Below are 23,498 nucleotides of genomic sequence, written 5' to 3'. Positions count from 1 at the left end.
CAGCCATCTCTCCGTAAGTGCTGCGAATAATACGAGACATCGGCAAAGCTGTAAAGCCCTAATTTCAAAAAGATTCACCCTTTATCGCTCAACCGCTCACCAATCGCACAACTCGCAGCGTACTTCGTCATTTTGATGCCGATTTAGCTCAGATAAATAGCCAAAATAACGCTTACTGAAGGAAACGGCGGGTTAAGTCCTGAAAGATAGCTTTAGCGTCATCTTCTATGATTGTACCGTGGGTCACCACAATGCGGGTAAAGGCCCACGCCTCGATATGGCTGATGAAGCGCTTGAAGGCCGGTTTATCTTTCAGGGTAAAGCCCATTTTTAGCGGTGGCGCGACACAGCAGCCTTTAAAGCCAATGGGTTCAAACACGTACTTGGTCATCATACCGACCATACCGGCATAGTCGTCTTGCTCGGGATAGTGCTGAATAAAGTCGGTGACAATCAATGACTGTGACGGCACATGGTAGAACACCGTCTCATTGAATAATGGCACGGATGGCATGCTCTGCCACTCAAAATCCCCCGCCCAGACGTTTTCCATGCCAGGTTGCAGAATGTGGTAATGAGTGAGCGGCACTTTGCAGGGAATACCGGCGCTGACATAGACTTCCGCCTCAGGGTAGGCTTCGCACCAGTCTTGCAGCCATTTACTGTGGTTATTACTGGCCGCGACCAAGTACGCTACCTGTCCGAGAGCGGCAATGCCTTCTTGCAGTTGAGGAGACAACGCGGTGGGCGAATGTACCCACAGGCCGCCGTTCGACAACCGCACAATGGTCATGCGCAGCCCTAAAGGGGCCCCCAGCATTTGCATGCTGTCTTCATGTACCCAAATGTTTTCACCTATCTGACGCATTCATCCTCCCTGTCGCCTTGCTTGTCATGCCCTGCTCTCACCTTATCGTGCCCGCCACTAAATGGCATGCGCGGCGATCACATTCCCTGATGAAAGCCCCGTATTTCATGGGGGCTCTCTTTGGGCTGGCGATCGTTAACGATACTGTGCCGAAGTGATGTACTGACCAAACGACTCACACCACACAATCACGGTGTTGTATTGGTTGATATCAACGGCGCTGTCGAGCGGTAACATAAAGCGATCAAACGAATGGATATCCCCTAATTGCACCATGGCGGATTTATTGGTGTTGAAGTCGGCTTCCGTTTCCACATACACCGGCGAGAGGTACAGCTTGTAATCCGGCCCCGGCGCCAGCTCTCCCACAAAGGTGATGGCCTCATTGCCGATAGTCACTTCCCCTTCGCCCCAATGAAGGAAATCGCTGTCTTGGCGGTTTTTATCAAACGTGGTGGTAAACAGGGCGTCTTGTGCGGTCGCACTGATCATACTCACGGGCGGGGCGTCGGGGGCGATCAAAATCGGCAGGGCATACACCCCCAACACAAATCCGGCCGCCAATGCAGCGCCATGGCTTAACAGTAATCCGAATGCACGTAACATGATGATCTCCTTATCCAGTGTTCTCTCGCGCTCTCACGCAGGCCTATTCCTTCAACTATATACGCTGCGGCCTGACTCACCGAAAAACCCGCCGATCCGGATCACAAACGATGCTGTTCAAACGCTTCGTTAAGTAATTTCAGCACCGCACGGTGTACCGGGCCGCCCGCATATTGGCGGGATTCAATCACATCCACCGTAGTCACCCACCCTTCCGGTTCGTATTCCACATTCAGTTCGGTCAGTCGCCCGTTGGCAAGGTAAGGGGCCGCGAGTTTATCCGGCACAATCGCCCAGCCAATGCCTTCACTGGCTAAATCCAGCAACAATTGATGCGTGTTGGCGTACCACACCTGGGTACTGATGGCATAACTGAACCACAATTCTTTCCCGGTGGAAGAGCGATGCACCACCTGCCGGTAGGTACGCAGATCTGTATCAGTGACGGAGGTTTTCTGCGCCAAAGGATGAGACGGCGCCGCCAACGTGACAAAGCGACTGTAACCGAGTGAGCGAAATTCCGCCTCTTCCAGCATGGTGCCGTCAGCGAATACCACACCTATGTGGGCATCCCCCTCGCTGATCAGGGTGCGAATATCAAAGGTGGAGGCCGACACGATCTCGATTTGGGTCATCGGGAATTGCTCAGCCAATACCGCCAGACGGCTTAACAGTTGCGGCTCTATCAGGCTTTCATCCATCGCGATGATCAGGTCGTGTTCTTCATCAGCGTCCAGCGCCATCACTTTTTGATCTAACCGCAGTTGCTGTAACAGCACCGATTGGGCCATCGGTAACAAGGCGCTGCCTGCAGCGGTCAGGACTGGCCAATTACCCGAGCGATCAAACAAAGTCTGATTCAGGGCAATTTCCAGATTGGACACCGACTGACTCACGCCCGATTGGGCCCGTTTCAATTTACGGGCGGCGGCAGAAAACGAGCCGCATTCACACACGGTCACAAACACTTTCAGTTGTTCAAAGCTGTACATTCTTTATCCTCTCGCCGGCCCATTACTGTCTTTCCACCCCAAAAGGTATCACACATCGTGATGGCTGCTAACTTTTCCTCGTAACTGAAATCCGTATCCTATCCCCTTTGAGCAACACCCAATTATAAGAGTCACAGTCATGTCAGTGTTTGAACGTATTTTCCACGCCGTTTTATTTGAAGCTTTAGCCATTGCCTTTTCCGTTTTAGGGTTGATGTTATTTACCGATCACCCAGTTAGCAGCCTATCAGGAACAATGATAGCTGTCGCAACGGTCGCCATGCTCTGGAACATGGTATTTAACGCCATTTTCGACCGCTTCTTTCCGGGACAACGTGAAACACGTGGCGTTGCTGTGCGAGTGCTGCAAGTCGCTGCTTTTGAAGGCGGCTTGTTGTTGATCACCGTGCCTTTGATGGCTTGGTTGCTGTCTGTCAGCTTGCTGGAAGCCTTCATGATGGATATCGGTGTCACCTTGTTTATCGCGGTGTACGCATTCGTCTACAACTTTTGTTATGACCACATTCGTGCCGCCATTATTCGCAAACGCCAAGACCATGGTTTGCAAGCCCATTCCTGATGATCAGTGATGGAATTTCAACTTTTTTCGGAAGCAATTTGATGAACCTTGAACAAAGCCTTGCCCTGATCAAACGTGGCGTTGACAGCATTACGCCAGAAGCGTCCCTGAAAGAGAAACTGGCGCTAGATCGCCCGCTACGCGTGAAGCTCGGTGCTGATCCTACCGCGCCGGACATTCACCTTGGTCACACGGTGATTTTAAACAAACTGCGCCAGTTTCAAGATTTGGGCCACCGCGTTTCTTTCTTGATCGGCGACTTTACCGGCAAGATCGGCGATCCATCCGGTAAGAACACCACGCGTCCACCGCTGACCACCGAGCAAGTGGAAGCCAATGCGCGCACCTACCAAGAGCAAGTATTCAAGATTTTGGATCCGGCGAAAACAGAGATCGTCTTCAACTCCCATTGGCTATCGAAAATGGGTGCAGAAGGCATGTTGAAACTGGCCGCCAGCCAAACTGTTGCCCGCATGCTGGAACGCGAAGACTTCAAACAGCGCTTTGCCACCGGCCGCGCCATTGGTATTCACGAATTCATGTACCCATTGCTACAGGGTTACGATTCGGTCGAGCTGGAAGCGGATATTGAGCTGGGCGGTACCGACCAGACCTTTAACCTGCTGATGGGACGCGAGCTGCAAAAGCAACACGGCCAAACCCCACAGGTGGTGATCACCATGCCGCTGCTGGTTGGTTTAGATGGCGTGAAGAAGATGTCGAAATCGGCCCACAACTACATTGGTGTGACAGAGCCGGCTAACGAGATGTACGGCAAACTGCTGTCGATCTCCGACGATTTAATGTGGAACTACTTTGAACTGCTGTCTTTCCGCCCAATGAGCGAGATTGAGCAGTTTAAAACTGACATCGTAGCAGGCCGTAACCCGAAAGAAGTGAAAGTGCTGCTGGCAAAAGAAATTGTTGCCCGTTTCCACGATGACGCCGCTGCTGATGCGGCTGAAGAACAGTTTGATAACCGCTTTAAGCATCAGGCCTTACCGGACGATTTGGAAGCCATTGCCCTGCCACACGGTTTGGCGATTGCAAACCTGCTGAAAGAGGCTGGCTTAGTGGCTTCGACGTCTGAAGCGCTGCGCATGATCAAGCAAGGCGCGGTGAAATGCGATGGCGAAAAAGTAGAAGATACCCATGCGGTACCGGCGGCAGGCAGCGCGATTTACCAAGTAGGTAAACGCCGTATTGCGAAAATTACCCTCGCGTAATTCACTTTCTGCCTACGGTTATCAACAGCAACGCTGTCCCTAACAGCGATACTGTAAACCGCAACGCGCCCTGTCAGACAGCCTGACAGGGCGCGTTTTGTTTCGTCTTTCAAGAAACGAGAAGCGAGATCCTAGAGGCGGGAACCTAGAAACTCGATACTCGCAATTCTTAACTCGACACATTCTTTTACCGCTCTCCCCGACCAAAGCGGTAAATCAGCTGACCCGCAAACAAGTCATCGTTGGTTTCACGTCGTGTGCTGTAGTAATGCACCCAATCAACCACAAACGCCCATTTCGGGTGGAACTGGTAATGTACGCCCAGCCCCGCATTCATCTGGAAGGTGGTGGTGTCACGGTCGAGATCCAACAAAGTTTCCCCTATCCCGGCGGTGATATACGGCCGGACGGCCTGATCGGTCAGCCAATAATACTGCGCATCCAGACTGTAGTTCTCGTACGTGACCCGCTCGCCAGTGCGCTTGCTGTCACTGTCGATGCGCGTGTAACTCAAGCGAGTGGAAAACGCCGGCGTAAAATACAACCCTAACGTCGCCGTCGCGGCCCAGCGATTTTCGATGCCCCATTTCTCATCCAGATTGAGGTAACGGGTGCCGACAGAAAAACCGACAATACCGGTATCAACCGGATCAGACGCCAAGGTTGTTGGCTGCGTATAGGTGTAACGGCGCTGCATGGCCGGCGTGGTGTCTCCTTCCCCGAACTGAAAACGCACTTGCATGTTGATTCGGCTGTCCGTTTTGCCGTTTGCCATCTCAACATCTTGCAGGCTCAAATAGCCCGTCCCCGCTTTCACCACATCTCGCCCAAACAGGTGGTTCACACCACGGCCTAAACTGTCGACCGGATCCAGTAAGAACAGCGCGGTGCTGCCCATCCAGTCAGAGCCCCAGACCTGTCCGCCGCGCTGAATGATTTCCCGCTCTTTATTGAACGCCCATTCGCCGTATACCCAACCCAGCACGGGCGTGACGACCAAATCCTGCACCGCAGGCACTTCCGCAAACGCCTCAACGCCGTATTCCCAGTAGAAGGTCGACATCAGGAAGGAATAGACAAACGCATCCCACTGGCGATACCCGGATTTTCGAGCGATTTGATAATACACGCCGCCAAAGTACGGATGACCGATGTAGTTGATGTACCACACGTCTCGGTCCCACACTGGGCCTTGGCGCACGTTGTCCCACCACTTTTCAAACAGGCGATCGTCACTGGTATCCCAGTTAGAAATGTCTTCCGGCAGCAAGGCAATAAAACCTGCCACCCCCACGCCGTACCAAAAAATGGATTTGGTTTGTGACCATAAACGGGCTTTATCTTCGCCGTTCTCTGCAGAAAACAGCGCAACGTGATACGGCGAATCATAGACACTGTCTGGGTGCCAGGCTTCTTCCCAGGTCGAGTTTGACCAATGCGGTGATAACGATAAAGACGACGATGCTGGGGCTTCTGATTGAGGTGCTGAGTGAGTGCCGGAAGCCACAGAGAACTCAGATAGCGGCTCTGTGGATTGAACGGGCGCAGCACTCGCCGTCTGTGCCGTGCTCACGGGTGATGAGGCCACCGCCAGTGATGATGTCAACATTGCCGCCGTCGAGAGCGCACACAGGCGCGTTCGCATCAGTGATGAGGCGGATTGAACGGTAGGTTGATATGCGACGTGGTGTGATGTTGTCGTGTCCTTACGAGGTTCATGCGCCATAGTATCCCTTCTTCTGTCGCTTTACTGAATCTAGCTATTGACTGAATCCAGACTGTCACGGAATCCGGCCTGTTACAAATATCCGTTTCTTATTCAGTCACTTTCTGAGTATAGCCAACTTCTATTCATACAGGTTTACGGCTCAGGAGGCAAAAAAAGCCCCTTCATCAGAAGAGGCTTCATGGGAGACGTTCAGCACGCGTTATCCTTGTGCCACGGTGACGGCGTTGCGCCCCTTGCGCTTGGACACATACAACGCCGCATCCGCCGTTTTATAAGCTTGGGCAAACTGGGTGTCTTGCGCATACACCCCACCCACAGAAATCGTGACCGGTAATCCAGCAATCGGCTCTGCCGCAATGGCTGCGCGGATCATCTCACCTTTATCTGCCAGCTTATTCGGGCTCATGTTAGTGAATGACAAAATAAACTCATCACCGCCCCAGCGGATCGCCGCATCATCCTGACGGATCAGACCTAAAATACGCTTGGCACACTTGGCGATAATGTCATCCCCTTTCTTGTGGCCATGGGTGTCATTAATCGATTTAAAATGGTCGATATCAATGATCAACAGCGAGAAATCTGTCTGCTTTTTCAAACGCGGTTCGTAATAGTCGCGACGATAAAAATTGGTCATTTTATCTTTTTGCAGCGAATGACTATTACGGCGGAACAACATCACACCGCCGTAATACAACAACGCGATCAGTACTGACGGGAACCAGGTCATCTTCACGATATCAGAGTAGGCAATCCCCACTTCAATCGTTCCCTTGTCCGAACAAGGCAGCGTCAGTTTACGGGAATACTGGCTATGCGCCGGATCGTGATTGATCACAGAACCCGTCTGGGCATTGTATTGGTCGATGATGGTGTTAATGAACGAATCTTTAATGTCCACCACCACCAGCGCATCCAACTTTTTCTGCAGGTGGATCGGATAGAAAATCGAACGAATTCGTTTATCCGTACCACTCTCTTCGTACGGTTCACTCAAGCGAATATTACAACCGTAAAACTCACGGTAGGTCTCATCCAACCCTTCCGCCTTTACAATGCGTTCCATCACATCTTCTTTACGGTAGCGTTTGAACGCAGCGCGGTATTCTGGTCGCATTGGATCGAAATAGCCGTAAGCACTTTGGTTATCAAACACTGCGATGGTCCAGATATTGTCTGGGGCAATAGTCTCTAATTGGGTACGCAGCTTTTTAATGCCACAAGACAAGCATTTTACATCCGTGCCGTCATTGGCTTTGATCAGCAACCCAACATCTTTGTGGTTATATTCCCCGGTTGGCAATACCGTATGATCGGCATTGTTATAGTAAGAGCCAAAACGACGAACAGAGGAATAAAGGGCATTAAAACGGCTTTCGACCGCTGTTAGCAGGCGATCCGTGTGCAGGATGTTATAGCTCAGGTAACCAATCGATAAGAAAAAAAACGCAAGCATTCCTACTTTTAAAATCAGTAAGATATGCGTTATTTTGATTTTTTTTGCAAACATCAGGTTCATCTGAAAGTAAACGCTACCATTGATCAAACCAATTGGTATGACCAGTTTTATAAATTAGGCCGGCTAGTTTATCGCTTTCTGGATAGGTAGCAACCAAAAGATACGCTCTTTGCGCATAAAAGCAGAGTAATGATAATGACTCTCACTCACCGCAGACGCAATCAATTTACAATGTAAATGAAGCTGAGAAACAGGGCGGTAAAAAGTCATGCTTAGCGGTGCGTCTCAACCTTATTGAGATGCTCAAGTAAGACATTAGGAGGACATTGTTTAAGGGCAATACGTCGCAACATATCGGCAATGTCGGCATCGCCACCTAAACAGCGTTGGATCACCGCATTGATTTCCTGTTGTTCCAGTCCATCATACGCTAATGATTCAATCCACCGGTATTCGACCGATTCCAAATTCAAAATGGTCTCTCGGCCTATCCGCATTTTTTCCATTCCCCACATCCCTGTTGCGACACACAATGCGTGATTATACGCTCAAATAATGGACAGTACAGTGATATGACGCCCAGACGGTATACCACCAGCCAGATTACACGCATAAAAAAAGCAATGGAAAACCATTGCTTTTCAATATGATGAAACGACTATACCGTCACATGCCAGTACCGGCGTTAACGGAATGAGGCTTACAGCGCCGCAAACTCTTTCAGTAGTGCTTTTTGCTGCTCGCTCAGGTTACGTGGGGTTTCGATGTTCACCTGGATCAGCAAATCGCCCACCTGACCGTGACGGTCAGTGATACCCTGCCCCTTCATGCGGAATTTACCGCCCGTCTGGGTTTCCGCAGGCACTTTCAGATTCACGCGTTTACCGTCAATCGTTACCACTTCAACTTGGCCGCCGAGTGCCGCTGTCACGAAGTCGGTTTTCACCGCACATACCAGGTTATTCCCTTCACGGGTGAAACGCAGGTGCGGACGAATATTCACTTGGATCAGCACGTCGCCTGGCTGACCGCCATTGGCGCCCGGCTCACCTTTACCGGCCAGACGGATTTTACCGCCGTTTTCGATACCGGCTGGTACTTTGATATTCAGTTTCTTGGTGGTCTGGACGTTACCTTCATAAATCGGCAATTCCACCACTTTTGAACAGCCGTGGACAATCTCTTCCAGATCCACGTCCATATTGAAGATCACATCTTGACCACGACGTGGACGCTGGCCAAAACCGCCAAACTGCGAGCCGCCACGGGCGCGACCAAACATGTCGCCAAACGCACCACCGAAGATGTCTTCAAAATCATTAAAGCCGCCATACTGCTGACGACCACCGCCCATGTCCGGACGTTCAAACGCACGATGACCAAACTGATCATACGCCGCTTTCTTTTCTTTATCGCTCAGGATTTCGTACGCTGCTTTCACTTCTTTGAATTGATCCGCAGCGGCAGGATTATCCGGGTTCTTGTCCGGATGGTATTTCATTGCCAGGCGTTTATACGCTTTTTTGATCTCTTTTTCAGATGCGTTTTTAGCAAGACCTAGCACTTCATAATAATCGCGTTTTGACATAACAAACACCTCTGAAAAAGGGCGTGAGAGTAATACTCTGACGCCCTATACCTCATGAAGTTTTGATTGATGGCACTTTCTGCTCACCACACTTCATCTTAATGCTGTGGCATCCATACCTCACAGTACAGAGGCCAGGTAATCTGGTGACCGTAGGAACGGGCCGTGCAATTGTGACCCGTTTTTTGCCGTTCGTCATCCCTTTCTCGCCAAATGCCACTTGCCCATGATATTCAATGTTCGATCGAGGACGAAAGTGACCCGTTTACCGGTATCGATACACGATCAGGCACAACGACGCGATATCACCGATTACGCTTCAGCAGAACCTTCCACCTTGGCGCCAATGGCAATTTTTCGTGGTTGCATCGCTTCTGGCTCTTCACGTTCTAAATCAATGTGCAGCAGACCATTTTCGAGGTGTGCGCTCAGCACTTTGACGTGATCGGCCAACTGGAATTTGCGCTCAAAGTTGCGCTCAGCAATGCCTTGGTAGATGAAGTTTTTCTCTTCTTCGGCTTGGCGGACACCACTGATCACCAACATGTTTTCTTTCTGGGTGATATCGAGTTGTTCTTCAGCAAAACCAGCCACAGCCATGGTAATGCGGTAGTGGAGTTCGTCTTGTTGTTCGATGTTGTACGGCGGGTAACCACCGGACTGAGATTTTTTGGCACTCGCTTCCACCATGTTGAACAGACGGTCAAAACCAATGGCGTTGCGGTATAGGGGAGCAAAATCGATATTACGCATAAATAACTATCCTCATAAGAAGCAATAGCTTGGTGCGTGTCACCGAGATCAGCTATACGACATCGCATTCACGATACTGTCTCAGTCACACACAGCCAAGTCATGACAGACATTCCACTGGCTCATCGGGCGCGGGGACATGCTGTACATGGTTGATATATACATTGCGGCTTCCCTGTATAAGGCGAAGGGCAATGAGAAAACGAACTCCATTTGGCAGTTCGTGTAATCAATATATGCTTCCGAAGGTTTTGGGTCAATATGTTATAATAAAAAAATCAATAAAATACACAAAGTCATTATTTATCAGTTAATTACACAAAAACCCACCACTGCATCAGCCATAAAAAAGCAGGACAGCCTGATTGTGTTACTGACGTAAACGGGCACGCAAACGACGTTTCAGGCGGGATTTTTTCCACCAGTTTCCGGTACTGTTTGCCAACAGATAACGGATGTAGGCTTCACTGAGATCCAGCACTTCTGTGGAATCTAACCGGAAGGTGCTCGGCATTGCCGTCAGTGTCTCTATGCTTGTCGATAAGCCCGCATCGCGATCCGCATCAAAACCCACCGCACGGTGCATGATCGCCAACATGCTTTTTTCACACGCCATCAACCCCTGTTCGGTAATTTGGCCTAAGACCTCCGGATCAATACGCTGTCCCAAGCGCAATTGCACATAGCAGTACCACACCAGGCCATTGTTATAGCAGCTGTCTTTCGGACGCGATAAAAACTGGGGCATCACTTTTTCCAGCAAGGCGTAATCTTTGGTTGCGGAGCACACATAGGCAGTGTGATAAAGGGCGTAACCCGGCACCATGGGGTTATCCATGACCCCCATCTTCACGTAGTGCACTTTGGCTTCATAGTAATGTTCTGCGCGAAGCAGCACATACCCTTTCTTACTCGCCAACCCCATATCCTCATAGATACGCGCATCAAACGTTTCCCAGAATCCCGGTTCAGGCAGTGACTGTTTCTGACTGAGCGCCCCTAAATAGGTCGTACAAAAAACACGCCACACCGCAGGGCCAACATCTTTATCGAGCAGCGCCCGTAAGCCTGCGAGTCCTTGCTGTTTTTCGCACCAGTCGGCATACACATCGGCAGTGACGACATTGAGCGCCTCTGCGGTCATGGCCTGCTCCAATGTCGTCCACAACGCCTGTAATAGCGAAGATGCCTTGCGCGTTTCTGCCCACTCAAGCGGGTGGGCATAGAGCCAATACGTTTCTTCACCGCAGGCCACCACTTGCTGGTACATCTCAATCGCCTGTTTTTCCAGCCCTTGCGCAGCAAAGATTTCAAAGCGGCGCACATCAATCCAGGGTTTGTCGAAATGATCATCCATGGCATTGGCGACGTGACGCGCGGTGACATAGCGTGCTTCGGTGATCAGACGATCGAGGTACGCAAACGCAATATTCCCGTAATGGGGCCCCATCGCATACGCGGCTTCAAACAACGGCAAAATGCGCGCCTGATGGGCGGCTTCACCGTGTTCTTCATACACTCGGCCCACTTCATACAAGGCTTCCAGACTGTTCCCTGCAATGCCCTCTAATTTTTCACCGCAGGCAAGCGCGTCCGCAAACCGTTCGGCATGAACGGCACACTTCATGCGCAGTAACCAGCCTTCTTCAAAGCGCGGATTGCGCGTCAGAATGCCATCCAAAATCACCATAGCCTGAATATAGTCACCACGCTCAAACAGCAAGGTCGGCTCTTTAATGGCAAGCGTGATTGGCGCGGCACCGTCCCATTTGTCGCTATTGATCAGCGCATACACCGCCTCGTCTTTCCCCATGGCAATGTAGGCATCCACCAGATCAATGTGCGCGCCCAAGTGATGGGGTGACAAAGCGATCGCCCGTTGCAGATGATCACACCGCTCAGGTAAATCACTCGCCAGTTGTGCGGCGATCAGCCACGTATCCACATGGCTGGCATAATGTGCCTGACGCTCTGCCATTAATTCACGCCAGGTTTGGCCGTCATCCAGTTGCTCACTCAAACGGTGCAATTTGTTCCACGCCCACGGGTAATGGAACAGATGCCGCACCGCTTCCACAAACAATGCCAAACTCTGTTCGGGCTCATCATTGTCGAGGTAACTTTCCGCCAAATGGCCCAGTAATACGCCGTCATCATCGTTGTATTGCAGACATCGCTCTAATACCGTGCGGCCTTTTTTCAACTCAGCAATGCGCACCAAATGCTGGTAATACTCGGTCGCCAAGAACGTCCAGCCTGGCGATAAGGTCATGGCGTAATCAAACACCGGTGTGGCTTCGTCATAACGCCCCACACACGACAACATCCGAGCACGTTCGGCGAAGATACGCACCGTTAGCGGAGAACGCTTAGCCGCTTGGGCTAAATCGTCAATGGCCTCCGTAATGTGACCCGTCAGCTCTCGCTGGTACGCACTGACCACCCACACACACCAGTTCTGGCCGTGGCGTTCAATCATGGCATCACAAAAGGCCCGTTGTTCATCAACATCCAACCAATTTCGGGCAAAATGCCAGAAGTTCCACACACCATCGTCGGCATTGGGCAGGGTTTTGAGTACTTCGCCAAATTCTCGAATGACCGCCACTTTCTCTGCGGGCGCGGTATGGGTGCGCATCAAGGCTTCAAACGCCGCATCACTGTTAGGGGAATGGGTGATCGCCGCTTTGGCATTGGCTTTCGCCTGCGCCCAATCTCCCCGTTTCAAGCAAATTTCTGCCTGAAGCAGTAAATTGTCAGCATGATTGGCGTTTTTCTCTAACAAGGCTTTGCAAAGCGATTCGGCTTGCGCGGTCTCATCACGCGACAGGTAGTAGTAAGCCAATCGGCGGGCACTGTCATATTCGAGCGGATATAACTCGGTGATCCGCACCAGCGCTTGCACCCGCTTGGCGTCATCCCGCGTATGATTCACCATCAAATCCAAGGCGCGTAAGCTCTCACCGTATTGGCTGATCTGTGCATCTAAACAGGCTTGCGCTTTGTCTGCCTGCCCGGCACGGTTGTAACTCGTCAGCAAATACTCGACAGCACTGTCGTTCCCCGGCTGCAGTGCCAGCAAGGCTTCATAACGCGCAATCGCCCGATCATTTTCCCCTTTGGCGAAAGCCTGTCGGGCGGAAATCATCAAGCGTTCACTGTGAGGCAAACAATGTTCGTATTGGGCATAGGCGGCCTCAACCTGATCCCATTGTCCGTATTTACCTAATTCGCCGAGGTAAAACGTAATGAGGGCGACGTCTTCCTGTTGCACCTCACAGGCTTGCTTTAACACCGCTAAGCCCAAGTGATCTTCATCCTTCATGCAGTACGCACGGTAGAGCGAATAGGCCATGTTGGAAGACACCGCTATGGAGGCATCATACAAGGCTTGCAGTTGCGCTAACGCTTCCTCAACCCGCCCTTGATCCACATTGGCGATATAATAGCTGCGCAGATACGCATCATTTGATGGCTCCAGATACAGCGCCCAGCCATACAATCGTACGGCGGTCTCTTTATCGCCATCGCGCCAACTATCATGGCCTTTTAACCAGAAGTATTCCGCATTGGTCCACATCACCGCGCGGTCTGCCAGTGCTTCAATCGCCGCATTACCGTCTTCTAATACCGCCCGATCCTCCAAGAGCAAATTAAACACTTCGATGCTTTTGGCCTGCTTAAATTGCGCAGACAACCACAGATAGGCCTCACGGTGTCCGCATCGTGCCCGCATACTGTGGTATTTCGATAAAATCAGGTAAGTGGTATCTGGATAAGCCGCCAATAGCTGAGTGGTATAGCGTTCTATGTCCGCTTCATTACGCAACACCACCGCGAGTGATCGGTGTGATAACTGGGTAATGCGGTGATCCGGTGCTAAAGCCTCCAACTGGGTGATCAGTGATCGTGCCAGAGGGATGTCTTGTTTGTCGAAGGCACTGTCCAGCGCGTGCCGTAACGGATAGAGATCTTGTGCGGGCAAGTCTAACCCCACAAACAAATGCTGCTTACTGTTTGGTACAATGGCACGACAGCGAGGACCATGCACGGCTTCTAGCTGGCAGGTTTCTTCGGTGAGGATTTTACTCTCCATGTTCACCGACGGATCCATCAGATAAAGATACCCCGCCTCGCGATCGATCCCTTTTACCACTTGCAGGTGCGAAGACATGCCTTGTGTGGTGACTAGTGTGAACGGGATCCCGCGCGACAATACCGCTTCTGCCGCTGCCAACGACAAATCAAAGTCCACATAACTCCATCCGTTGTCGGTCAGCCACTGGCGTTGCAAGTGATCCGCCGTTCCCTGAAAGCAAATCTGCTCCGCAATGGCATCTTCATCGGCGGGCTCTCCCCAGTACCGCACCACAGCCGCAATGGAGGACGGGGCGCAGGTCATGTATTTCTGCGTGACATGCGGGACAGCCAACTTCAGCACAGGAGAGAGCGTGGTAACGGGTTGCAGACGCTTGAGGACCAACGTCGAGAAGGTGTCTTTTTGCCGGCCTAATGCGGCACGGGCAGCCGGTAAGTCACGTGTTTCGAGGTACAACTGACCACATAACCAATCGGCGTAGTTGTCGTCTTTGTCCTGCCCCAGCACTTGCAGGTTTTCCAGCTCATGCAGACATGCCAGTGCTTCTTCGGTCTGGTGCAATAGGAAGTGAAGCTTGGCCGCTTCTTGCCACAGCGTCATATTTTGCGACTGCGGCAGATGCCGTAATAATTCGGTCAACGCCGCTTGTGGTCCCTCTTGCGCTTGGGTCAAGCGGATCACCATTTCCAGCGCCATCTGGCACTGTGTGGCCGCATAGCGAGCTTTGGCGCCGTCTAAGGCTTCCGCCCAACGCCCTTCATCTTCCCATAAGCGTAAGCGAATACGTGCCGCCCAATCCGCTGCGTTCGGTTGTTGTGAGGCGTCATCCAGCAATTTCTGAGCCTGGGAAAAGTCACGCACACGCCCTAACACAAGGGCTTTGGCAATCTGCCAATCCGCATGTTGCGCCGGATCGGCCTGAGTCGCCGTCAGCCATTGCTCAGCGATGTCATAGCACGCCATCGCGCCTTTTCGTGACAAGGTATGCATGAAATAACGCAAGGCATTGTCAGACTGCTCGGGCTGGGCACGGTAGCACTTGATCTCCAAATAGCTCGCGCTGCGTCGACGCCCAAGTCCTCGCAGCAAAGCGATCAAGCACGCTATCTGCGCTTCATCTTGCCACGTTTCATACGGGCCCCAGGCTTGCACGGCATGCTGATAGGCCGACACATACTGGCCTTTATCGAGCAAGCTTCGAAGCTGTTGTTTCGTCGTTTGAGAAGCCACCTCTTGCGGCGTAAGCTGTGCATCATGCTGTGGCTGACTCGCCTCACACACCGTGCTGTCTGACGTCATGAAAAATCCTTTTTCGATCAGCGATTATATTTCGACAGAAAACATTCAGTATGCGCCACATGACAAGATTGAACAGCGCCATGAGGGAAACTTTAGACTGAGCACAAGTTATGAAAAGCAGATCGCCCGCATGCCATCGCACGCGGGCTAACAGAAGGAGAAAGACGGGGAGAAATGAACGGTTAAGCCAGTTTGGCAGTTTTCGCCAATACGCTGTCTAGCGTGTCGATCACCTGCTGCACTTTGTGATCGTCCAGGGCATCGCGATGCGGTGGAGCAAAGGCTTCAATATCGTTATCAAAATACTGGCCGTGTGCTTGGGCAAACTCATCAGACAATGCCGCCCGTACCAAGATATCGGCGCCTTGGGTGATATCGCCCCCGGCAACGCCGTACGCTTCTTTGACCATTTTACTGCCAAGGAACGATTTCGGGTTTACTGACACAATCATTGGCCCTTTGCCTTGTTGTGCCAAACCAAGCGCGCGCGACCACATAGTCAATGCCAGTTTACTTTGCGCGTACGCCTCACCGTCACTGAGTGCCCGTTCACCTTGCAGGGCGGCGACATCCACCGGAGCCTGTGCCGCTGATGACAGGTTAACGATACGCCCAGTCGCATCAAACAACGGCAGTAATGCACTCGTCAGCAAGTAAGGCGCGTACGTGTTCACGGCAAAGCGCACGTCTAAGCCATCCGGTGAGATGGTTTCTGGCACCGCATACACACCGGCATTGTTGATCAGCACGTCTAACTTGCCGAAACGCTGCGCCAATTCGGCGATCATTTGATCGACGGCGACCATGCTCGACAAATCGGCCTGAATGGTCTCGATAGGCCCCGCTCCCGGCAAGACGGATAACGCATCACGCACCGCCTGCAATTTCTCACCATTTCGACCATGCAGGATCACATGGTGGCCTTGCGCCACCAGCATTTTCGCGGTTTCTAAGCCAATACCGTCTGTTGCGCCCGTTAAAAGAATGATCTTCTGCATGATTGCGGTTCCTTATCGATTCGGGGTTTTGTTCAAGGAGCTTTCAAGAATGTGTTTAAGCACTGTTGGCACAATCATAGAACCCCTTGCGGCGATAAACTATTGGGACGGTTCAGGAAACACTTTATAGAAAATCTAAATAATCGCGGGTAACGGACGAAACTGATCAAACGATGCCGTCAAACGAATACCAAAGTACGTGTTTAACGCCTCGACATACGCGTCCCCTTCCGGCAATTCAAGGGTTGTTGTTTCCCCATCCACCACCACTTTCAAGGCTTGGTTGAGCAAAGTGATGCTCCCCGCCTCGGTCGGCAGTGCGGCAATACGCGAGGTGACAAACACCGAGGTCGGTGCATGGGAAGTGTAAAAGTTGCCGTAAGCAATATCGCCCTCACACACGGGTTCTAAATCAAAGCTGTAGAGATTCATCCACTCGGCATTGGCCGAATCGAACGTTGCCCGTTCACGCTCATCCACCGTCCCGACAACACTCATGCAACGTTGCAGCAGGTAGCCGTATGCGTCGGTATGGAGAAAACGAAAACATTGTTGATCGGTCCACAACACCTGATCTGTCACCAGTGGCAGCGGTGCACGCGGGGTGTGCGAGCCAAACCCGGCATCAACGACCCAGTGTTGTCCCTCTATGGTCACCAGCGAAATAAAATGCCCCCGCCCTGAAGCACTGCCTGATAAATGCACACGCCCCAACGCGGCTCTCGCCTCAAAGCCGCTCGCCTGAAGCACTTGCAGTAACAGCCCGTTCAGTTCAAAACAGTAGCCACCACGTGCCTGATACACCAGTTTTTGCACAATGGCTTCTGGCGTGACCTGCACCTCACGCTGCAACACCACATCAAAATTTTCAAAAGGCAGTCGTCGGTGTTGTGCTTGATGCAATTGCGTGAGTCCGGCCAGACAAACCGGTGGCGCGTGCATGAGGCCTATTTTCTTCCAGTACGCCTGCAGATCTTTATCTTGCATGCTCATCCTTTCTGTTGGTCTTACGTGTTCAATCACAGCACGCTATTGATGCCTAAGTATGCTTTTATGCTTTATATCGCGCACTACGGTATCGTGATGTTGAGCAAAATGCCAGTGTCCCACCGGATGCTTAATGACAGAGCCCATTTCATCACAGAGCCGACTTAATGACAGCGCTTAATTAACAACAGAGCCAATTAATAACAGAGGCATCAATAAAACAATCCCATTGCGCGATACTAAATAAAATGCTCAGTGTGATAAAAGCCAATTACTGCCTTCATTACTCTTACCCTGTATTTCCATGCCCCACAGAAATACCTCTCACACCCTTTTTATGGATGTTCGAATGGCTCATTAAAACAAAAATTGAATATAACAAGGCGGTATAATAATTAAAGGGTATAAAAAAACCCATGTGTTTCCACATGGGCTTCTTCACTCAATACGGTAACCGTACATCGCTTATTCGGCAGGTACCGCTTCCGTTGCATCTTGTGCTGGTGCGGTTTCAACAGACTCTGGCAACTGCTCAACCAATACCGTTGTGATCACTTCTACATCCATGGCAGGAGAGATGATTTCTACACGGCGGTTTTGCGCGCGACCTTCTTCTGTTGCGTTGCTCGCCACAGGATCGCTCTCACCACGGCCTTCTACCGCAATGCGGCTCATGTCCAGGTTCAGTGACTTGCTCAGTGCCTGTGCCACAACCAATGCACGCTTCTCTGACAATGTCTGGTTGTATTTCGCTGCACCACGGCTGTCTGCATGGCCGACAACCACGACCATGGCGGTATCATTTTCTTGCAAACGCTGGGCAATCGGTGCCAATGTCTCAAGCTCTTGGGCATTGAACTCCGTGCCGTCAAAGGCAAACGGCACCTGCACTTTCACTTCATCCAGCTGAACAATTTTCACTTGCTCAACCTCCACCATCACAGGCTCTGGCACAGGGATCACAACCGGTTCTGGCTCTGGTACAGGCTCTGGCTCGATGATCACAACAGGCTCTGGCGCGCCCCAGTGATAAACAAACGACAGACCCGCAAAGTGAATGGTCGCCCCGCCCACGTTATCGTAGTACTGGTATTCCAAACGGCTTGACCAGTTCTTATCAAAGAAGTATTCCGCACCCGCGCCAAGCGTCATAGACAGGCCGGTATCGCTGCCCTGTACTGGGCCTACCGCATTCCAGTCATACAAATAGCTACCGGCTTTGAAGAAGAGATCCACGTCATCATTCATGGCATAAGAGAACTTACCCACAATGTCGACACCGTGCGCTTCATAGCCACCCGCGTAACCTTTAAGATCGGTTTTACCCAAATGCGTATAACCGGCTTCTAAAGCTAACCAAGGTGCTGACTGGTAACCCATGAACAGACCGCCAGCCAGGTTATTGCCATCAGCCTGCAAGGCGCCACCTAAATCACTGAAGTCGCTCATGCCAAGACGGGCACCGGCATACCATGGATTATCTGTTGCGGCTTGGGCTGCACCAGAAATAAGAAGAGCAATAGAGACTGCTAATACTTTTACTTTCATTTGATACTCTTTCTTTATGATAACTATCCATATCGTCATAGAACGACAGAGATAAATGACTGAATATTTGTGCTGACCAATAAAAGCAATAAATGGCCTATAACCTTAATGCGGCAAAGCCTTTATTTGCTGAGTCATACCCCTTAATCATCACTATGATTAAATGGGCCACTCTCGATTGACGATATTATTATTTAGACAGCCATTAATGTGTCTGATGAATAAAATAAATCCGGAGTAAGATAACAGTTTCATTTCCTATTGCAAACATTAAACAAACATATAAATTTGAAGTGAGTCGAATTAAATTAACGAAAATGCGATCTCGATTGAACTGTTCACGCACTATTTTGCTACGTACATGTCCCCCAGATGAAAAAATAAAATATTCACATTAAGCATGACCATTACCTATGCGCATCTGCGCTTAGGTTCCCGCTCACAATCATACCCTTGTCACATTTTTGTTAATTCTGTGTTTGTTGCCACCTTTTAACACATTCTCAATAGGAATTATCAAACTTGTCACATATAGTGTGCACTATACGCAGTCCAGAGATCGCACGCACCGCACATGCTTCATACCGCATTCACCGTATTGCGTTTCTCTGATCACTTTTTCCCGATGTAAGGAGACCACACATGGACGTAGTAGTAGAGCTAGACAATGGGCTATTCGGTATTGCCGAAGATCTGGAAGAAATGCCTGCGGAAGGCGATGTGATTGACTGTTGGGTGGATGACGGCATGAAAGTCATCTACCAGAAGCAACGTGTGCTGCGCGTGCTGTCTTAAACGCGTTATCTCGTCGTTTCACCCGCTGTGTAGGGTTCCAATCTGTGTCTGTCGCCTGTAAAGTACGGGCGATATTCCTCCGCCTTGGTTCGTCACCGATTCACGGCGGATTTCCACAGAGATAAAGAGCAAAACACATGAACAATGAACTGGATATTATCGACACGCTAGAAGAGCTTGAGCGTTTCCTTCAGTCGATTGAAAAAGGCGGTTTGGGTCTGCAAGATGTCGAAGGTATCGGCATGGCAACCAACAATGCTGACGGCCGTCACTTCGTTGCTGCATTCAACAACAAACACGAAGTGCTTGTCGCACGCTGGGTGACCAAAGAGGTGTTTGAAAACGGTAAAGATATCGTTCGTGGTGTTGCACAGCGCAACATGCACTAAGACTCATCGCCCTGATGATCAAAAAAGCCCTCTTGCGAGGGCTTTTTGTTATCGCGAAATCGCTAACCGATCAAGCTCACTTCGTCGTCACCGGCAGACCGGCTGCACGGCCACTTGCCTGACGCGGTAACTCAAACACCACTGGCGTCCAAGCCGGTACCACCATCTTACCATCGGTAAACGTCGCGTCTTTCGCCAAAGTGCTGGTGTGATGCGCACTGCGTGCTAATGTTGCCCCCGCAGGTGAAGCGATCGTCTGCGTCTCAGGCGTGGCGTTGATCACAATCACCAAGCCATCCAGTTTTGCATCAATATCGGCGCCTGACGTGTTGCCGTTATCAATCGACATTACGATCAACCCAGGAATTTGATCGCTACCGGTATTGTGGAAATCCACACGCTTGATGACTTCAGCCCCTTTACCCAAGGTGATCAGCGGGTAAGACTGACGTAAACGCGCTAACTCCTCGTAGTAATCCACCATAGTCGCCATATCCGTTGGTTCAGGCAGCACATTCGCAGCCGCATCAGCAATCACTTTTTCGATCAATGCGTAGTTATCGCCGTCTTTGTCTTTACGCGGCAGCCCCTTGTCCCAGTTGTTGTCATTGAGGGTAAAGTCCACGTTGTTGTAGCGATCGCCTGAATCATAAGAGTCACGCTGCATCGATTTAGAACGCAACAACTCAGAGCCCATGTGGGTAAACGGCACACCTTGTCCCAGCATTGCGGTCGCTAACGATACCGCTTGCATGCGCACACGGGTCTCCATCGGCACGTCATAGCCAATCTTGTATTGGTTGTTGTCCCACAAGGTTTGGTTATCGTGCTTCGACACGTAGTTCTGGATCTCGGTTGGATCGTCCGCATACCCCGCCGCTTGGTCGCTGTAATTCATTTCAGCCCCGGTGATGGTTTTGCCCGTCGCATCAATCATCTTAAAGGCTTTCAGGTTACCCGCCATGCCCAGACGCGTCAGATCTGCCTGATGCAACGCAGTTTCCTTCGACACGGTACTGATGTCATTTGGCATGACCAACGCACCATTACCAAAGCCTTGGGTTTTACGGAGGTTATCACCGCCATCAAACGGGCTGCCACCACGGACGGCATCACGTAAGCGATCCGAGAAACTGCCGATACCGGTACCGCCTAAGTGTTTTTGGGTCGCCTGAATGAACAACGCATCATCCTGTACTTCACCGAAGTTCCAGCCTTCACCGTAGAAATAGGTATCAGGATCCACCGCTTGCACCGCTTTCAGTGAGCGCTGAATTTGCGCCAATGGGTGGTGACCCATCAAGTCAAAACGGTAAGCATCAATCTTATAATCACGGGACCACACCACCAGCGAGTCAGAGATCAGCTTCTCGAACATCGCACGCTCTGGCGCGGTATTGGAACAACAGGTGGAGTTTTCCACGTTGCCCGATGTTGGGTTCAGACGCTGGTAATACCAAGGCACCAGCTTATCCAGTACCGACGTACGGGCATCCGGACCGGCTGCATTGGTGTGGTTATACACCACGTCCATCACCACGTTCATGCCGATGTCTTGCTTCATCGCCATCACCGCTTCACGCAACTCTTTAATACGCTGTGGGCCTTCCGCATTGGTCGCATAAGAGCCTTCCGGCACGGTGTAGTGGAACGGATCGTAACCCCAGTTAAAGCTGTCGCTGCTGGATACATACCGGTTCAGCGCCTGTACCGCAGGGTTCTCTTTGGTATCGTCTTGGGCAACACGATCAAACACCTCAGAAATCAGTAATTCAGAGTCACAGTATTGGCCGAACTCTGATCCCGCGACGTCCTTATTTACTTGGCACAACTTGCTGAATGGCTCATCAATGTTCGCCACTTCGTCCGGATTTTCATTGATCGACGCGATATCGAAAATCGGCAGCAGATGCAGGTGGGTCACCCCATTATCGCTCAAGGATTTCAAATGCTTCACCGGCACACTATCGGCTTGTGTAAACGCACTGAACTTGCCGCGATCAGCGACGGGTGTAGAGGCATCATGGGCAGAGAAATCTCGCACATGGGCTTCATAAATCACAAATTGCGCCGGGTTATCTTGTGGCACAGGGCGCTTCAAATCATCCCAGCCATCCGGTTTTAACGCAGGATCATTGAGATCAATAACCTGGCTGTAGGCCGAATTCATCGACAGGCTCAGTGAATACGGATCCGTCACCTGATAATGCTCCACCTTGCCCGATACCGGATGGAACACATCCACCAGGTAACGGTAGTACGTCCCGCTTGGCGCTTTGTCCGTCAGCAGTGACCACACACCGGAGCGGGCATCATAGTCCATCTGCAAACGGCCTAATTCTTTTTTCGCGTCATCGAACAGCACAGCCACCACGTTTTGTGCCGACGGTGCCCACACATTAAATTGGGTGTTGTTGTCGACGATAGCTGCGCCTAGCACGACATCTTTCGCCGCTGATGCAAACAACTGATCAAACGCCACCGCTGGCTGCACTTTGGTACCTTTGATCACGGTACCCGTATTATCAACCGCTAACACCGCCATTTGCGCTTTCATGATAGGGCGCATATCGATGTTGCCATCAATCATGTACGCCGTTTTACCGATCAAATGCGGCTGCGTGGCACGAACACTGGCTGGCATTGGCACAGGCGTCAATACCGCATAGTCTGCGTCATACGTGCCTTTCTCATTGGGCTGTAACTGACCATCCAGTGACACATACAGACGCAATTCCTCAGCGTGTTCAACGCCTTCCCACAGCAAGATATGGCTGCTTGCAAGGTGTGCTTCGGCATTGGCAATCCCGAACAGTTGCACGTAGGCATCACCACGCTCGTCATACGCTGCTGTGCTGCCAGACAAATAAGACGCCGTGCGATCGCTGATCTCATTGAATGCTAACTTGGCGTCACCAGTCAGGTTACTCAGGTTTTCATCACGTACGATGAAATTAATACACGCCGTTTTTCCATCGACCAATGGCAAACGCCAGTAAGGCCCTTGTGCATCCACGCCGTCAGGCAGAATTGTCTTATTGCCCCATTCCCCGTTCACTTCCTCTGCACGATCACAGGTATCATTATTCCAAACGTGCAGACTGTATTGATCAAACGCCTTGTTATTTGACTTATCGACAAAATAAATCACAGCTTCATTGTCGCCCGCCGTGATCGGCTCTGGCACCGCACCGGCTTTTGGCAAGGTGGCTTGTGGCCCGTCCGTTTTTGGCAAGGCAATATCAATCGCCGGCGGATTGGTGGTATCAAAATACCCATCAGCATCATTGTGCGAAGAGTTGCTATTACAGCCGACAAGCACAGCCGCAGAACACAGAGGTAGCACCGCTTTAGCCACGGCAGAGAGTGTAAATTTCACCGATATTTCCCTTTATTGGTTTGTCTATTGTTGATTTGTTTTTTGATTTTATGGGGAAGTATTCCGCACCCTCATGGGAGTGCTGTTGTCTTGCATTTGGAATAATTATGGCGGGAACATACTGAATGCATCTGGCTACATTCTGTGAAGATGGTCACCAATGTGACTTACCTTTGGGATAAATAGCATCGGGTTTGAGGCAA

Annotated in this window: 17 protein-coding genes; 4 read left to right on the top strand and 13 right to left on the bottom strand. The window is 51.0% G+C overall.

What is annotated here, in order from left to right; translation table 11 throughout:
* Positions 1-172: 172 nt before the first annotated feature.
* The 3 genes from ABT58_RS04020 to ABT58_RS04010 all read right to left on the bottom strand — a co-directional run bounded on the left by ABT58_RS04020 (position 173) and on the right by ABT58_RS04010 (position 2,466).
* A complete protein-coding gene (locus tag ABT58_RS04020) occupies positions 173-868 on the bottom strand; it encodes a DUF4336 domain-containing protein (protein WP_047873069.1) in 696 nt (231 codons plus the stop codon).
* 135 nt (positions 869-1,003) lie between these two features.
* Positions 1,004-1,474, bottom strand: coding sequence for a DM13 domain-containing protein (locus ABT58_RS04015; protein WP_047873068.1), 471 nt, complete (start codon positions 1,472-1,474; stop codon positions 1,004-1,006).
* Between the two features lie 101 nt (positions 1,475-1,575).
* Positions 1,576-2,466 (bottom strand): LysR family transcriptional regulator, encoded by an 891-nt coding sequence (locus tag ABT58_RS04010; RefSeq protein WP_047873067.1) that lies wholly within the window; start codon positions 2,464-2,466, stop codon positions 1,576-1,578.
* A gap of 139 nt (positions 2,467-2,605) precedes the next feature.
* On the opposite strand from ABT58_RS04010, the gene ABT58_RS04005 reads away from it, so the two are divergent.
* Together ABT58_RS04005 and tyrS are read left to right on the top strand one after the other, a co-directional pair.
* On the top strand, positions 2,606-3,046 hold the full coding sequence (locus ABT58_RS04005) for a PACE efflux transporter (RefSeq protein ID WP_047873066.1): 441 nt from the start codon (positions 2,606-2,608) through the stop codon (positions 3,044-3,046).
* Between the two features lie 41 nt (positions 3,047-3,087).
* Complete coding sequence (gene tyrS, locus ABT58_RS04000; protein WP_373300231.1) at positions 3,088-4,272, top strand: tyrosine--tRNA ligase; 1,185 nt, start codon at positions 3,088-3,090, stop codon at positions 4,270-4,272.
* 187 nt (positions 4,273-4,459) lie between these two features.
* On the opposite strand, the gene ABT58_RS03995 is transcribed toward tyrS, so the two are convergent.
* From ABT58_RS03995 to ABT58_RS03955, 9 genes are all read right to left on the bottom strand, one after another.
* Positions 4,460-5,998: a DUF3943 domain-containing protein gene (locus tag ABT58_RS03995; RefSeq protein ID WP_229821757.1), complete on the bottom strand. Its 1,539-nt coding sequence runs from the start codon at positions 5,996-5,998 to the stop codon at positions 4,460-4,462.
* Positions 5,999-6,200: 202 nt separating this feature from the next.
* Positions 6,201-7,457, bottom strand: a complete 1,257-nt coding sequence (locus ABT58_RS03990; protein ID WP_082210945.1) for a GGDEF domain-containing protein — start codon at positions 7,455-7,457, stop codon at positions 6,201-6,203.
* A gap of 275 nt (positions 7,458-7,732) precedes the next feature.
* Positions 7,733-7,966: a hypothetical protein gene (locus tag ABT58_RS03985; protein ID WP_047873064.1), complete on the bottom strand. Its 234-nt coding sequence runs from the start codon at positions 7,964-7,966 to the stop codon at positions 7,733-7,735.
* Positions 7,967-8,160: 194 nt separating this feature from the next.
* The gene (locus tag ABT58_RS03980; protein WP_047873063.1) at positions 8,161-9,048 is read right to left on the bottom strand and encodes a DnaJ C-terminal domain-containing protein; all 888 of its coding nucleotides are present in this window, start codon (positions 9,046-9,048) and stop codon (positions 8,161-8,163) included.
* 312 nt (positions 9,049-9,360) lie between these two features.
* A complete protein-coding gene (locus ABT58_RS03975; RefSeq protein ID WP_047873062.1) occupies positions 9,361-9,801 on the bottom strand; it encodes an Hsp20 family protein in 441 nt (146 codons plus the stop codon).
* Between the two features lie 370 nt (positions 9,802-10,171).
* Positions 10,172-15,199 carry a C39 family peptidase gene (locus ABT58_RS03970; RefSeq protein ID WP_047873061.1) on the bottom strand — a complete coding sequence of 1,676 codons (5,028 nt, stop codon included), beginning with the start codon at positions 15,197-15,199 and terminating at the stop codon, positions 10,172-10,174.
* Positions 15,200-15,381: 182 nt separating this feature from the next.
* The gene (locus ABT58_RS03965; RefSeq protein WP_047873060.1) at positions 15,382-16,197 is read right to left on the bottom strand and encodes an SDR family NAD(P)-dependent oxidoreductase; all 816 of its coding nucleotides are present in this window, start codon (positions 16,195-16,197) and stop codon (positions 15,382-15,384) included.
* 135 nt (positions 16,198-16,332) lie between these two features.
* Entirely contained in the window at positions 16,333-17,184 is an 852-nt protein-coding gene (locus ABT58_RS03960; RefSeq protein ID WP_047873059.1) for an arylamine N-acetyltransferase family protein, read from the bottom strand.
* Positions 17,185-17,649: 465 nt separating this feature from the next.
* A complete protein-coding gene (locus ABT58_RS03955; protein ID WP_082210941.1) occupies positions 17,650-18,732 on the bottom strand; it encodes an OmpA family protein in 1,083 nt (360 codons plus the stop codon).
* Positions 18,733-19,374: 642 nt separating this feature from the next.
* Between ABT58_RS03955 and ABT58_RS23945 the strand changes: the two genes are divergently transcribed.
* Both ABT58_RS23945 and ABT58_RS03950 read left to right on the top strand, forming a co-directional pair.
* Complete coding sequence (locus ABT58_RS23945) at positions 19,375-19,527, top strand: hypothetical protein (RefSeq protein ID WP_156168809.1); 153 nt, start codon at positions 19,375-19,377, stop codon at positions 19,525-19,527.
* Between the two features lie 137 nt (positions 19,528-19,664).
* Positions 19,665-19,916: a hypothetical protein gene (locus ABT58_RS03950; protein ID WP_047873058.1), complete on the top strand. Its 252-nt coding sequence runs from the start codon at positions 19,665-19,667 to the stop codon at positions 19,914-19,916.
* 76 nt (positions 19,917-19,992) lie between these two features.
* On the opposite strand, the gene pulA is transcribed toward ABT58_RS03950, so the two are convergent.
* Positions 19,993-23,295: a pullulanase-type alpha-1,6-glucosidase gene (pulA, locus tag ABT58_RS03945; RefSeq protein WP_047873057.1), complete on the bottom strand. Its 3,303-nt coding sequence runs from the start codon at positions 23,293-23,295 to the stop codon at positions 19,993-19,995.
* Between the last annotated feature and the right edge of the window lie 203 nt (positions 23,296-23,498).

This window comes from Photobacterium aphoticum, assembly GCF_001029435.1.
Classification (GTDB): Bacteria; Pseudomonadota; Gammaproteobacteria; order Enterobacterales; family Vibrionaceae; genus Photobacterium; species Photobacterium aphoticum.
This window is presented reverse-complemented; position numbering and strand designations above follow the sequence as displayed.

Bases quoted from the DNA above. Each gene is read 5' to 3' on its own strand.
- ABT58_RS04020 (WP_047873069.1), bottom strand. From the start codon at position 868: ATGCGTCAGATAGGTGAAAACATTTGGGTACATGAAGACAGCATGCAA.
- ABT58_RS04015 (WP_047873068.1), bottom strand. From the start codon at position 1,474: ATGTTACGTGCATTCGGATTACTGTTAAGCCATGGCGCTGCATTGGCG.
- ABT58_RS04010 (WP_047873067.1), bottom strand. From the start codon at position 2,466: ATGTACAGCTTTGAACAACTGAAAGTGTTTGTGACCGTGTGTGAATGC.
- ABT58_RS04005 (WP_047873066.1), top strand. From the start codon at position 2,606: ATGTCAGTGTTTGAACGTATTTTCCACGCCGTTTTATTTGAAGCTTTA.
- tyrS (WP_373300231.1), top strand. From the start codon at position 3,088: ATGAACCTTGAACAAAGCCTTGCCCTGATCAAACGTGGCGTTGACAGC.
- ABT58_RS03995 (WP_229821757.1), bottom strand. From the start codon at position 5,998: ATGGCGCATGAACCTCGTAAGGACACGACAACATCACACCACGTCGCA.
- ABT58_RS03990 (WP_082210945.1), bottom strand. From the start codon at position 7,457: ATGCTTGCGTTTTTTTTCTTATCGATTGGTTACCTGAGCTATAACATC.
- ABT58_RS03985 (WP_047873064.1), bottom strand. From the start codon at position 7,966: ATGGAAAAAATGCGGATAGGCCGAGAGACCATTTTGAATTTGGAATCG.
- ABT58_RS03980 (WP_047873063.1), bottom strand. From the start codon at position 9,048: ATGTCAAAACGCGATTATTATGAAGTGCTAGGTCTTGCTAAAAACGCA.
- ABT58_RS03975 (WP_047873062.1), bottom strand. From the start codon at position 9,801: ATGCGTAATATCGATTTTGCTCCCCTATACCGCAACGCCATTGGTTTT.
- ABT58_RS03970 (WP_047873061.1), bottom strand. From the start codon at position 15,199: ATGACGTCAGACAGCACGGTGTGTGAGGCGAGTCAGCCACAGCATGAT.
- ABT58_RS03965 (WP_047873060.1), bottom strand. From the start codon at position 16,197: ATGCAGAAGATCATTCTTTTAACGGGCGCAACAGACGGTATTGGCTTA.
- ABT58_RS03960 (WP_047873059.1), bottom strand. From the start codon at position 17,184: ATGCAAGATAAAGATCTGCAGGCGTACTGGAAGAAAATAGGCCTCATG.
- ABT58_RS03955 (WP_082210941.1), bottom strand. From the start codon at position 18,732: ATGAAAGTAAAAGTATTAGCAGTCTCTATTGCTCTTCTTATTTCTGGT.
- ABT58_RS23945 (WP_156168809.1), top strand. From the start codon at position 19,375: ATGGACGTAGTAGTAGAGCTAGACAATGGGCTATTCGGTATTGCCGAA.
- ABT58_RS03950 (WP_047873058.1), top strand. From the start codon at position 19,665: ATGAACAATGAACTGGATATTATCGACACGCTAGAAGAGCTTGAGCGT.